The sequence below is a fragment of the Exiguobacterium sp. UBA6282 genome, assembly GCF_002440475.1.
Classification (GTDB): Bacteria; Bacillota; Bacilli; order Exiguobacteriales; family Exiguobacteriaceae; genus Exiguobacterium_A.
The window spans coordinates 26,148-38,800 of sequence record NZ_DJUM01000027.1 but is presented as its reverse complement, the minus strand read 5'-3'; the positions used below and the strand labels follow the sequence as shown (position 1 = coordinate 38,800).

The 12,653-nt window shown below is 45.6% G+C and carries 14 protein-coding genes and 1 pseudogene; 2 read left to right on the top strand and 13 right to left on the bottom strand.

The features are described from left to right. The 13 genes and pseudogenes from B2751_RS08625 to B2751_RS08570 all read right to left on the bottom strand — a co-directional run. A pseudogene (locus tag B2751_RS08625) lies at positions 1-1,343 on the bottom strand (type IV secretion system protein VirB4); the annotation flags it as partial. Positions 1,344-1,350: 7 nt separating this feature from the next. Further along, a complete protein-coding gene (locus B2751_RS08620; protein ID WP_215085643.1) occupies positions 1,351-1,986 on the bottom strand; it encodes a hypothetical protein in 636 nt (211 codons plus the stop codon). A 4-nt stretch (positions 1,987-1,990) separates the two neighbouring features. Next, positions 1,991-2,302, bottom strand: coding sequence for a DUF5592 family protein (locus B2751_RS08615; protein ID WP_029343412.1), 312 nt, complete (start codon positions 2,300-2,302; stop codon positions 1,991-1,993). Between the two features lie 4 nt (positions 2,303-2,306). Then, complete coding sequence (locus B2751_RS15225) at positions 2,307-4,223, bottom strand: pLS20_p028 family conjugation system transmembrane protein (protein ID WP_349679890.1); 1,917 nt, start codon at positions 4,221-4,223, stop codon at positions 2,307-2,309. A gap of 15 nt (positions 4,224-4,238) precedes the next feature. Then, positions 4,239-4,667 carry a hypothetical protein gene (locus B2751_RS08610; protein WP_119924056.1) on the bottom strand — a complete coding sequence of 143 codons (429 nt, stop codon included), beginning with the start codon at positions 4,665-4,667 and terminating at the stop codon, positions 4,239-4,241. Between the two features lie 16 nt (positions 4,668-4,683). After that, positions 4,684-4,938, bottom strand: a complete 255-nt coding sequence (locus B2751_RS08605; protein WP_133208770.1) for a hypothetical protein — start codon at positions 4,936-4,938, stop codon at positions 4,684-4,686. Positions 4,939-4,950: 12 nt separating this feature from the next. Then, positions 4,951-7,320 carry a VirD4-like conjugal transfer protein, CD1115 family gene (locus B2751_RS08600; protein WP_290774287.1) on the bottom strand — a complete coding sequence of 790 codons (2,370 nt, stop codon included), beginning with the start codon at positions 7,318-7,320 and terminating at the stop codon, positions 4,951-4,953. Between the two features lie 22 nt (positions 7,321-7,342). Next, complete coding sequence (locus B2751_RS08595; protein WP_290774285.1) at positions 7,343-8,434, bottom strand: hypothetical protein; 1,092 nt, start codon at positions 8,432-8,434, stop codon at positions 7,343-7,345. A gap of 92 nt (positions 8,435-8,526) precedes the next feature. Further along, positions 8,527-8,751, bottom strand: a complete 225-nt coding sequence (locus B2751_RS08590) for a hypothetical protein (protein WP_058266036.1) — start codon at positions 8,749-8,751, stop codon at positions 8,527-8,529. Between the two features lie 14 nt (positions 8,752-8,765). After that, entirely contained in the window at positions 8,766-8,954 is a 189-nt protein-coding gene (locus tag B2751_RS08585; protein ID WP_290774284.1) for a hypothetical protein, read from the bottom strand. 349 nt (positions 8,955-9,303) lie between these two features. Beyond that, positions 9,304-9,792 carry a helix-turn-helix domain-containing protein gene (locus B2751_RS08580; protein ID WP_290774282.1) on the bottom strand — a complete coding sequence of 163 codons (489 nt, stop codon included), beginning with the start codon at positions 9,790-9,792 and terminating at the stop codon, positions 9,304-9,306. Between the two features lie 250 nt (positions 9,793-10,042). Beyond that, positions 10,043-10,582: a hypothetical protein gene (locus B2751_RS08575; RefSeq protein WP_290774280.1), complete on the bottom strand. Its 540-nt coding sequence runs from the start codon at positions 10,580-10,582 to the stop codon at positions 10,043-10,045. 4 nt (positions 10,583-10,586) lie between these two features. Next, a complete protein-coding gene (locus tag B2751_RS08570; protein ID WP_290774278.1) occupies positions 10,587-11,132 on the bottom strand; it encodes a hypothetical protein in 546 nt (181 codons plus the stop codon). 201 nt (positions 11,133-11,333) lie between these two features. Between B2751_RS08570 and B2751_RS08565 the strand changes: the two genes are divergently transcribed. After that, a complete protein-coding gene (locus B2751_RS08565) occupies positions 11,334-12,188 on the top strand; it encodes a ParA family protein (protein ID WP_064506574.1) in 855 nt (284 codons plus the stop codon). A 3-nt stretch (positions 12,189-12,191) separates the two neighbouring features. Continuing rightward, entirely contained in the window at positions 12,192-12,563 is a 372-nt protein-coding gene (locus B2751_RS08560; RefSeq protein WP_290774276.1) for a DUF5388 domain-containing protein, read from the top strand. The last annotated feature ends 90 nt before the right edge of the window (positions 12,564-12,653 follow it).

The following is a 12,653-nucleotide window of genomic DNA, read 5'->3' as shown; positions in this document are numbered from 1 at the left end:
ATCGAGGAATGTCCGTCGAAGATGTTGCCGTAGTTGTGAACGAGGTTCGTGATCGCGAGCTCGATGTTCTCAAGACGGCGGACACGGTTCGTACTGATCGTCTCGCGGATCGTCGTCCGCGAATCGTCCGCATACAATTCAGAGCGGACGAGCGCTAAGAAGTCAGAGAAGACCGGATAAGTGTTTGCTGGGTGCGTCGTGATCGGCGCGTCACCGTCCTCGTTCCACAGTCCCTTCTCAAGATAGAGCTGTCGGAGCAGGATCTCGAACTCGTTCGCTTCTTCTTGCGTCGCTGCTGGATTGATGTAGTGATAGAAGACCGCAATCTTCGATAAATGTTGCATGAACGAGAGCGCCTCATCCGCCGAACCGTCGGCGTGCGTCACTGTCTTATAGACATGGAGCGGATTGATCCGTCCCGCGGAACCGTCGAGCGCGATTTCCTTTCCGCCCAGTTGTCGGACGAGGTCAGAGAACTCACCTGTCACGTCCAAGATGCGGACGTGATTCCCTTTGATCGCTTGATCGAGGACCGTCTTCTTGAGCAACGTTGACTTCCCGGAGCCCATCTTGCCGATCATCAAGGCGTTGTAGAACTTCCGTTGTTTGTCCTTATGGAACAAGTCGAAGATGACACTCCCGTTCGTATCCGTCGTCCCGTAGTAGGTCCCAGTCGGATCCTGTAGCGCCGTGAAGTGGAATGGATAACCGCCCGCGATCGAGAGCGACGGAATCTCTTTGCCGCGACGACGATTCGGTAGTTTTTGCTGTTGCTCGTAGCTGAGGAACAGGCTCTGCCATTCCCATTCCTGTTCGTTCAGGAAGACAGTTGCGCGGAAGTTCCGTGCCTCCAGTTCCTCCATCACGTCCTGGACTTGGCGTTCGAGTGTGTCGACTGTCTTCGCTTTAACGTAGAGACGGAGATGCAGATACTTCATCGTCTCACCTTGCGTGATCTGTTCGTAGAGTTCGTTCAATTCCTTATACGTCTCCCGCGCATCAATCCGGTCGACATTATCTTTCGCATTTTCGAAGCGCGTATTCTGCTCGGCCATCGATTTGTTGATGGTCCGGATCATCTCCCGTTTGTCCGCCGTCCCGATGTCGAGCGTCGTCAGGACGCCGGGGAGGTTGAGGATCGGTTCGAGCCAGAAATCGTAGACGGTCGATTGATACTTATAGACATGGAGGCAGGCAAGATAACCGTCGCCGGTCCGTACATAGTTCGGCTCGAAGCGGAGTCCGCCTTGCGGTTGAATCGCTTGGACGAATGTCGGATTGTAGCCGTCTTGTTGTTTGATTGTTTCCGGGTCTTGCTTTCGTAAAAAACGTGTACGCCACATGACACCATCACTCCTTTCCGTCCTGGGTCGGTTTTGTATTCGGGTTGTGTAGCTGGAACAACACATTGATTTTCTGCTCGAGCGTCAGTTCGACCATCGGGTTGCTGCGTCGAAGCAGTTTCGTCAATTGATACTTCCGTTCCCGCAACATTGCCTCATCCGGGGCATAAAAAAAGAGGAGATAATCGCGATTGGTGCGATGCTCCTCGAGGTAGATCAATTCTTGCTTCTTCTTTTGCAAAAACGGATGATAGGCGGCGTTTTGATTTTGCCGAAGCTGTCGTTCGATGCGCTGTTTCTGTTTCTCCAAATTAAGCGGTGTATTGAGCGGAATCACCTTCAACGGATGAATATATGCCTGCAACAGATAGGCGAGGGAGAAGATATCATGGTCCTTCTCCGTCTCGGACAACCCGTAGATATCCTTTGAAGTCAGCTGAATGATGTCGCAGAATGTCCCGTCCTGCATCTCGAACCCATCGAGCGCCGTGGCATCAATGATTGGTAGCAGAGAGGCGACAGAAGGCGGGATCCGGATGCGTTTTTCCTTCCGTGTTGGAGGTGTCGTCAATTGCATCTCATCGAGCCAAGTAATGTCTGTCGTCGGAATTGTTTTAGATCGTTTCTCTTCCGATAAACTCATGCCATCACGCTCCTTTCGATCCGTCCTTACCGTCTGTCAATGCGATATACGTGTCTTTCTTCTTCATCAGCGCGTAATAGAGCACGTGAATCATCCGTTTCTCTGGATTCGTCGTTGGGCGGATGACGAGGAAGAGTCCGAACGCGACCAGGAAGAATGTGAATGGAAGATGTAAGGCGTCCGGGATGAACGGCAGGGCAATCAACCGGACGATGATCAAAGCGACGAGAAACAGTAAATCATAGAGATAGAGCATCTTATTGATCTTCAGCTCGGTCGTGACTTCGTTCGGAATCCGGTACTGGCGCTGTTGCATGGTCTCACTCCTTTTTCGGGTCTAGACGCGGGACATCGGTCGAGTACATACGGGAAGATTCTGACGTCACGCGTGTCTGTGTTTGTTCGACATGCTTGAGTTCTTTTTGTGTCGTGGTCTCGAGTGTCTGATAGATCGACTTTCGTTGCCGCTGTGTTCCGGATGATGTCTCTTGCGACTCATTGATAGAAGGTGAAGAATTGCTCGCTCCTGAAGAGGAGATAGTAGGTGTTTCGTCTTCAGGTGTGTTAGAAGAATGTGCAAGTACATTAGGTTTCATGTCAGATGTTGATCCTGAGTGAACAGAAGTCGGACTAGGTGCACGAGATCCAATGGGTTGTTTCGACGATGAAGTAGGCTGTGATGCGACAGTTGTTTCAGAGATAGTGAACGCATTAGGTGATGTAGCTGGTTGTTCCTTCATCGATCCATCGGGCACCTTCGATTGTGCAACAGGTGTTTGCGATGATGGCGGAGTAGTCGCAAGTGATTGTGGTGAGACATCGTCCAAACGACGTGGCATGGACTCTTTTGATGTTGTTGCAGTCGGACTCTCCGAATTCATGTNNGATTCAATGCGTTGGTTCTCTTGTCCGGTTAATTGTGAAGTGCGCTCTGGTGCTTGCGAACGTATTGGCACACTATCGGACGAACGATCCGGACGCCCCGTCGGTGTGCCACCACCTGATGGAGGATTCGGTGGTAACTTTGTGCTAGCAGCTTCTGAGGCGGATGGAGTAGGGCGTGATGTCCTCTTTATCGTCTGTCCAGCGACACGAGCTCCGACTTTTGCCGTACCTTTCCCAACAGCATACGCACCAAGTGCGACACCCCACCCGCGTTTCAGACCCGCATCGATCCCGAAGAGGCGTTCGACCATGTTCGGTCCATCAATCAAGGCAGCAGAGAAAGCAATCAATGCGATCAAATAGGCAAGACCATCGAGTGTATCAGCAAGATAAGCCGTCCCAATCGTGTAGAGCTTGATCGAGACGAAAATCAAGATAATGACGAGGAATGTATTCAGGATGCTTTGAATGACCTTCTTCGTCTTTTGTCCGCTGTGTAAGTCAGCAGGGGCGACTAAAATCGCTAAAACATAATTAAAAGCCAACTCGAACGAAAGTCGAGCCAGCTTGTAGGCAATCGAGAAAAGAGTGAAGCCCATCACGCCAAGCGTGACAAGGATCGTCAGCCAGTTCGGATGATAGCGATAGTAGTACTGGTTGTTCCATTCAACACCGCTTTGATCAAGTTCGCCTAACACAGCCTTTTGTCCATCCCATATTACAAAACTCTCAGAAAGTTTAACTCCTGTGTCAGATAGTGAAAAATCATTTTGATTAAATACCTCATTGACTCTCAGGTTTTTTACTAACGATTCAGGAATGTTGTTCATTTTTTCTTTCTGATCAGCTACTTTGAATTCTTTTTTGTCGTAGAGTACTAAGTCATGAATGTTCTGAAGCAAAATTTTATTTGAAATCGTAGAGTCATTTTCGCTATACAGATCGCTGGACTTAGTTTGAGCAATCGCTTCATCAGAAAAATCATTCACTTTTATCATGGTCGGGGAAAGTAACCCAAGAATTAATAGTGTGATAAATAAATTGATCAAGAATCCTTCACGGTCAAATTTCTTTTGGAAAATGATCAGATAGCCTGTAAATAAAAAGCTACCAGCTAAAAGAACGTACAAAAAAGGTTGAATCGTCTGAACGAATTCAACCACTTCTGGATTATTAAAGAATGTCTTTGTTAACAGGATAGTGTTCGTTACTTCTTCCAATCCATCAATTATGACAGCAAGTCCCCGAACTAATATCCATCCAACAGTCCTTAGCGCATCATTTACAAGATTACTGAGATTAAAAACATCCTCAAGGTCTTTGAACTTTGAAATTAGCTCGGAATCTGTCATAAGATTCACTCCTTATTAACTGTTCTGATCAATAAATTTTTCGACTTCATCGTTCAGTTGAGTTCCAGTAAGAACATTAATATTTAATTCGTCTTGTACTTTACCATCCTTAATGAAGTACAGACGCTCTCCTTTTAATTCGGATGTGTATTCGAAAGTATCTCTATTAACTAATTCTTTTCCATCAGGTTGGAATGTATTGTACATCTTTACTGATGTGTTCTTTTCTTCAGAGATATTTTTAATCTTATTGACGTAACTCTCGAATTCTCCATCAGTTTCTTTTACGACTAATAAAATACCGTCTTTTTTACCATTCATCATCTTATCAACTTCAGAATCTTTTATCTGAGTTAATGTATTCTTCGACGTTTCTTCACTACAACCGACCAAAAGTAACGCAGAGGAAATCAATAGTCCGGAGAGTACTCGTTTCGCTTGCATGCCTCCACCCCTTTTCCTATGATGACACCTGTTCCGGATCCGTTAAATCACCATTACTGACGTGAACCCGGAAATCGAATGTGTCTATAAGCGTAACAGTTTTTCGGTCGCCTGAGTCTGGGTCTTCTTCCTCAAATACGACGAGGAATCCGTCCCGGGTCTGGATATTCAAGACTTCACCGCGGCGGAGACGCTTTTTATTCTCCTTGATGATGGTTGCGATGACGCGAAGTTCACGCTGGACGCGTTCCGTGCGTGTCAGTTCTGTCATTTGATGCCCTCCTTAGACGCCATGACGAAGTTTCTCGAGTCGTTTGCTGATGATCGTCTTCAAGAAATGGCGCTGGTTGTCGGTCACAGGAATTGTCTTATCTAGGATGCCTTGTTCGAACAGATCAATCGGTAACGTATCGTATTCTGTCGTCTCGAAGATCGAGCGCAGGATTTTCGGCTGCAGGACATCGCAAACGCGCCATTCTGTTTCATTTGTTCTCTCCTCATCTGTCTCATTAATCTTGGAGGCAACTGAGGCGCCGAGATGAAAGGAGACACGAAGCGTATTCAGGTCGAGATGCGCATGTGCACAGGGAATGACGAGGTCGTTGATGGAACGGTCCGTGTTGAAGTCATCCGCCAAGTATTCATAGCGGTATTTCATCGCCGTCCGTCCGGTCAGGAACAGGGGATAAGACTGGATCCGATTCTGTTGTTTGTCTTGTCGCTTGATGACACGGATAATCAACATCTCGCCTTCCTTCAGTCCCATCACCTCGGTTGCCGTCAGCAAGCGTCGACCATCGACACTCTCTGTCTTCGACTTTGAGAGCGAGAACGTCTGTCCGGAACGTGATTTCGTGACAATCGTCTGCTCCCCGAGCTTCTTCGAAATCAATTCTGCCGTCGACTCATCTGCTGTCAGTAGGTAGTGCGTGTTTCCGCAGTTTCCGTCAATTGTTTTCCAATCCTCTCCGTAGAGGTTCTCGAGTTGTGCGTAGGACTGGATGACGAGGTTGAAACGAATGTTCCGACCGAGACAGACGGTGATGATGTTCGCCATCCCTTCAATCGCTGGCATGTTCCCAAATTCGTCGAGTAGGAAGATGACCTGGCGTTCACAACGTCCGCTCGTCGCTTGCGAGGCGACGCGAGCGAGGGAGGTATAGACTTGCTTAACGTACAGCGAGGCGATGACGTTCAGCGTCGGATCGTAATCCGGAACAATCAGGAACACGGCGACGGGGCGCGGATGCTGTCGAATCTCCCGGATGTCAATCGGTGCATCCGTCGTCCAGTCGAAGAGACCGTCCGTCTCGTCTCTCTGACCTGAGAGTGACACGATGTACTGCTGTCCTTCACTTTCTACGGTGATATCAGTATCCACTTCGAGGTTTTCTTCGTGATGGAGTACAAAACTTCCGTCGTCATCCGTCGTCAAGGCGAGTTGTTTCCCGCTTGGAAAGTAGAACGTCAACCGTGACAAGGGAAGGGCACGTCCACGAATCCAACGATTGAAACCAATCAATTTCATATCAAGGGAGTTCTGTGCCGTCAAACGTGCCGTCGCATCAAGCGTAAAGATCCCGAGCTTGGCGTTGGTATTGGCGAGGATGCTCGCGCGCGTCTGCCCACCGGAGAAGTGCAGTGTCGCGTATTGCATACGTGCCGGATGATTCTCCGGAAACGATGCGAAGAAGGCATCGAGTGCCGATTGTTCCTGTCCCATTCCATCGATGACTGTGCGTGAGCCGAGATCGGATAACATCAAAGCGACGTTATACATCGTGATCTTCTCCGGTTCATGTTTTGCTTGTTCGCATAATCCGAGAATCAAGGCGGTACAAAGGTCCGTCGATGAGTTGCTCCAGAACGGATCCTTTGCCTTCGGGTCATGGTAAAGCATATAGGCGACCGAACGGGCATACTGTTGGGCGAGAGAGTAGTTCTCGTCCAAATAAGCGTCGATCGTCAGCTGTAACAGGTTGTAGGACATTGATTGCGATGGATTCATCAGGTTCAGGACCTCGACCTGATACCCACGTGCTTCGAGTGTTTCTTTAGATGCGGCGAATAGTTCACCCTTCGGATCATTGATGATCAGACTCGCTTGGCGTTCGGCACGACTGTAGAGATCAATCGTCGAGAAGACGAACGTCTCACCTTTCCCGGAACGAGTCGTCCCGATGACAAGATTGTTGACAGCACTGTCATCGATGTAGAGGCGATCACGATAGCGCCCGACCGGAACACCTCCGGATCCGCTGTAGGTCTCCTTACGATCCGGTACGTCCCGATACTGCTGTTTCAGCTCTTGAAACGTCGTGAAGCGGGCACTTCCTTTCTGTGCAGCCTTGAGATCACGGAAGTTGAGCCAATACTTTAATAAGAGAAATCCTCCTAAGAGGAAGCAGACACCGAACAAAGCGAAAGCGATGGAGGTCGACCAAGCGAGTGTCGTCCACCAACTCGATTCGTACTGAATCGGAGAGCCGGTCGTCAACTTCCCGTCCTGGAAGAGATTTTGGATTGTCTGCTGCAGGAACTGAAACGCCACATTGAGTACTAAGAACAATACAATGGGTAAAGCGATCAAAAAGGTGAGACATCGCCACAGCCAAGCGGAGGTAACGAGAGAACGAAGTGAGAAGTTCATCATTATTTCAGTCACCACACTTTCATTAAAGAAGTGAAGAAGCTTGTCGTTGCTTCGCTTCGAGCGACGCATTCAGCTTTTCGAGTTCTTTCTTATCTTTTTTCTCTGATAACTGGCGCTTTTGATCCTCGAGTGCTTGAATCTCTTCGTCCAGTTGGACGAGTGTTGCTACTTGCTTCTTTAATTGCTCGTCGTTGATCGTCTTGACGCTTTCTTGAGCCTTCGTCACATCTTTCAATGCGATGTAGGCACGTGTTTTGGCTTCCTTACGGGCTGTCGTCATCTCTACGCCCGTAAGCGAGACGGCACGTCTATAGTCTTTCTGTAGGATGGCGAGGTCGAACGTTCCTTCATCAGTCGGATAAACCGCTTGGAAGGCTTGTAGCGTATCCTGACGATTGGTCGCGAATCGTTTCGACTGCATGATAATCGTCTCGACATCGATTGGATCCTTCGTCACGGAGACCGCTTGGTCGTAGTCCTGTTCTTCGACATACTGCGTAATCAGGAATTGCTGTTGTTCATCGTTCAACGACTTTCGTTTTTCGAGTCGTTCGACGAGTGGACCCGTCTCTCCCGTCAACGCTGCTTCATACAACGGTTGCCAATCTGACGTTTCCGCTTGGACGCCGCTCGGTGGAGCCGGCTGCACGAGTTGGACGATGGATAGCGCACCGAGAAGCAGCAGGCTGATACCGCTGACGCCATAGACGAGACGACGTTGCCCGCGACGTAAGCGGGAGACGTGTGTCGCATCCGGCTGTTGCTGAATCGCTGACGTCATCATCGTCTTGTAGGATTCCGGCGTCAAACGTTCCAAGTTCTCGAGCAACAGAATCTTTTTCGTCGCATCCTCCTTTCGGATTCGAATGCGTGGGATCCGGTCTTTCAGCTGCAAATAAAGATTCGGATAGGTCGGGTCACCGAACTGGAACGTCCCTTTGTAGACGAGTCGGTCAGCATCATCAAAAATCCGGAACTCGCTCGCAAACCGTTCGTTCGCTTGCTGGGCTTCTTGATGAACTTGCGTCGATAATAAAAGCGCCTCCTCATACGGGAGACGTTCATAGTTCGGAAAGGCTTCTTTCGGTATATCCGTGAAACGGATGAAGAGCATATATTCTCCTCCTTTGAAGCGAGACATCGTAACGCAGGCAATAAAAAAAGCCATCCAATTTGGAATGACGGTCTGTTCAATCACTTATTCAATTAGAATTTGATGTTGTCGTTGACCATTTCAGCCAGCGTGACGGCGCCCGTGATGATGATCAGACCGACGGCACCACCGATGAGCCAACCGACTGCCTTCGATCGTCCGCGATCTCCCCCGAAAATGAAGTAATAACCAGCAACTACGAAAGAAATCGCTGCCGAAATGACGGCGAGTCCTTGAAAGAAATTTAATAAACTAAGTCCTGTCTCATTCAATCCCATCTGTTTTCCTCCTCTCAATCTCGTGAAGTGGCTGCAGGTGATGTGAAGTTCAGTTTCGAGTCGAGCGCCTCTAAGATGAGTTCCTGGTTCTCTTGGATGACGAGTTGATGCTGAGCGTCGAGCCACTCCTCATAGTCTTTCCCTTGGATCCGGAGCAACTTCTCGGCAAAGGTCTTGTTTTGTTTCTGTTCACGTGTCGGCATAACATACACTCCTTCCTTGAGGTCGATGCGCAGCAGCACATCCTTAAGGACAGTCGGAGTCTAGCAGGTCGGTGGGTTTAGAGCACGTTCTCCCACGAACTCTGATATCCGGCACCGGACATCTGTCTAGGGTTTTTCGATGACCCTCAACGAATACGTGACCTGTGGGCGAGTTTTAGGCGACTCTCGCCAAACCATTTCTGCGTATATCCCGCTCACCCGGTCACTCGTGAGGGACACGCCAATATATGATTGGAAAGACTGTCCTTAGCGATATGCTGCTACGGTCATCAATTCCTCTTCTTAATCGTTTGCAGGCTTCATAAGTAGGTAGATGCACATGAGGGTCTCAGTGATGGACCAGTCTGCGACGTGAGACGTGAATCAGTTCGTCATCCGGATGCTTCCGTTTTGCGATGATTTGGTTCTCCCCGACGACGGTCCGGATCCGATAATAGAGTTGTGCGATTTCTTGAGTCTCCTGGCTCTCTTGTTCGATCGCAATTCGTCCGTGCAGCTGATAGGTCTTACCGTCAAACGTACGGACGGAGTCCGCAAGTGGCAGTTCTGCTAGATCGAAGCGTTCTTGCTTTAGGTTGGACCAGTTTCTCTTCTTCTCCATCCTGAAGTCGAACTCATCCCAGGGAATGGATCCTAATGTCTGTTCACAGGCTGTCGCAAGGATTTGGACATCCAGGATAGAAGGAAGTGAACGATTCCGCTCATAGGCGCTTATGGCTGCCTGTGATACTTCTCCGTATGTCTTTTCAGCTAACTCTACCTGACTCCATCCATGTTCGAGACGTTCACGTCGTAACCACTCTCCGAATCGGTACATATACATGCTCCTTTCCTTCGAGAACTACTTTATGACAATGTCTTCCTGTTGATAGTTAGAATATAGCAGATTATTCAGTTAATTCAACTTATATTTTAATATGTCGTAAATGTTACAGATACTATCGTTATTATTGTAAGTAATATCACTACTTTGGATGTATAAAGAATATTAATGGAAATATAATTGTTAATTAATAGAATATCAAAAAGGACACCTTGAATAACATCAAGGTGTCCTGAAAATAAGTTTAATGCACTGTTGCTTTTTCTTTCGTATCTTTTAGATAGATATATTTTTTTATTATTGTTGTGCTTAGTTTTGACTCTTCTTTTACCATATTTGAAAATGCTGCTAATTCATTATTTAAATGTGTGCTCTCTTGTCTTGTAATTTCTTTTTTTATTCTTTGGAGTTCTTTTTCACGTTTTCGTTTATTCAATTCATCAACCGATGTAACTTTTGATGCATTTGAAGTTTGCTTATCTGCAACTTTATTAGTACTTTTAGTGACTTCTAGTAAAAGCATTGTACTGATCATAGCTACATGTATCGGGTAATTTGAAATCGCTAATTTCATAAGTTTAAAATAACTATATTTTTTACTCTTTCTAGCACCACTGATGAATAAGAAGATAACTAAGAAAGGAAGCGTTAAAAACGCAAAAATTTTCAATAATATTCCTTCAAAAGCAATATTGTTGTTTGAAAACTTTACGATCGTACCAAGAGAAACAGAGAAATACAAGATAAGAAAAGCTGAAAGTAAAGTCACTATGAAATTATTCATATGATTATCTTCTCCCTTTTCTTTTACTTTTTTTAGGTCCTGAAGTTACATTTACCCGTTTTTGGGGAATTGTAGTCTCATTTTTTCCTGCACTTATTTCTGCTACTCGAGATTGCAATGCTCTTTCAATAGGAGAGCTCATTACAACAAAGTCAAAACCTGCTACACCTACTAATGACAAACAAGCAAGCCAAAGAGTTGTTTTAAAAGTCAAGTTTTCTATTAAATCACTTATTAAATTAAAGCTATAGCTAGAAATAAACAGACAAATCAAGATAGTTATCGCAAACACAATAGCCCAAAATGTGATTTCGCAGCGACGTGATTCTTTTTTACTTGCTCTCAACGGGTTATGATAATCGAAACAAAAAGGAAGTAAAAATAAAAGTGCAGGACAAATTAAAGTATATTTTGTCGTACTTTCTAATAAAGCAGGCCCGAGTGCTACCCAAGCAATAAGAACATACATTAACCTAAACCCAAAATAAGAGTTAGTTTTTCTCGTTACTTGTTGTTCGGAATCAGGTGGTGGATTTGTTGGTTGATTCATTCTTTTTTCTCTCCTAAAGTGTAAGTATTCAATACAATTAATTACATTATTAATTATAAATGTAATTAATTGTATTGTTTTTTTATAAATATAGTAAATGCTTGATTCTGAAAAGGTGTTTTTGTTTTAAATCTACATGTAGACGCGAGTAATAAATGTTGATATCCTTTTAGGTATCAAGTGACAAAAGGAGTAATGATCATGGCGACAAAACTAGATTTGTCTCAACGCAAAGCAATCACGGTCACGTTCGGGAACTTTAAAGGTGGCACTGGTAAAACGACAAATAGTACGATGTTAGCTTACGCACTTGCCAAAAAGGGTTATCGTGTCCTACTATGCGATCAGGATCCGCAAGCAAATGCCACGGCACTGTTTTTAAAGACCAAATCAATGCTTGAAGATGAAGTCTTTACGTTTGAACAAACTTTAATGGCTGCAATGCAAGAAGGTGACTTAAGCAAGATCGTTACTGAGATTAAGAGTAATCTTTATCTACTCCCTTCTTTCAGCGATTTCGCTCAATATCCTAAATTTCTTGAGAAAAAATTTGAGAATGAAGTCGATCGTATTACATATCTCTCGACATTACTTGAGCCATTGAAAGATGATTTTGACTTCATCTTTATTGATGTGCCACCCACGATCTCTATTTACACCGACGCCGCTCTCTATGCATCGAACTTTGTTGTGGTTGTCTTACAAACGCAAGAACGTAGTCTACAAGGGGCTGAAGTCTTTACACAATACCTTCAGGACCTGTTAAATGACTATGACACGGACTTTGATGTTCTAGGCATTTTACCTGTTCTTCTGAAAAATGGAGCAGCAGTTGATCTTGCAACTCTCGAGAGTGCAAAAGAAATCTTTGGAGAGAACAACTTGTTCGAAGGGGTCATTAAAAATATGGAACGCTTAAAGCGTTATGATGTCGAAGGAATTAAAGAAGATGATATGCACGATCGTCGTGTCATGAACACATATGATTCAGTAGCTAATGAATTTTTATCACGACTTGAGTATGAATTAGCTTATGCAGAACAAGAGGTGGAATAAAGAATGGCGAATAATCAAAACCAACCTCAAAGAAAGCGTCTACTTGAGCGGAAATCAGTGGCTACACCACAGAAGACTTATTCTCCGGAAGACGCAGTAGTTGAGAGTAACCCAATTGAATCAAAAGAAGAAGCAACTCAATCCAAGCGTAAAAAGACAACACAACGATCAGTGACAAATGGAAGTACAACCGTTCGTGTGTCAACAAACACTAAAAATCAATTGGCTGCCCTGGTTACGATGGGAATGGGAGAGTCAGTTGACGCGGTCATTTCGACGTTCATTGACGACTATGTCGAAGGCATGGCGAGTGATCAGAAAAAAGAATACCAAATTCTTAAAGACATCATGATGATGAAAACACGTAAATCATAAAAGAGACTCTGCTGAGAGTCTCTTTTTTTAGGACAAAATAGCACTAAAAACTGATCAGTCCAAACACGTCTACATGTAGACGCATCTACA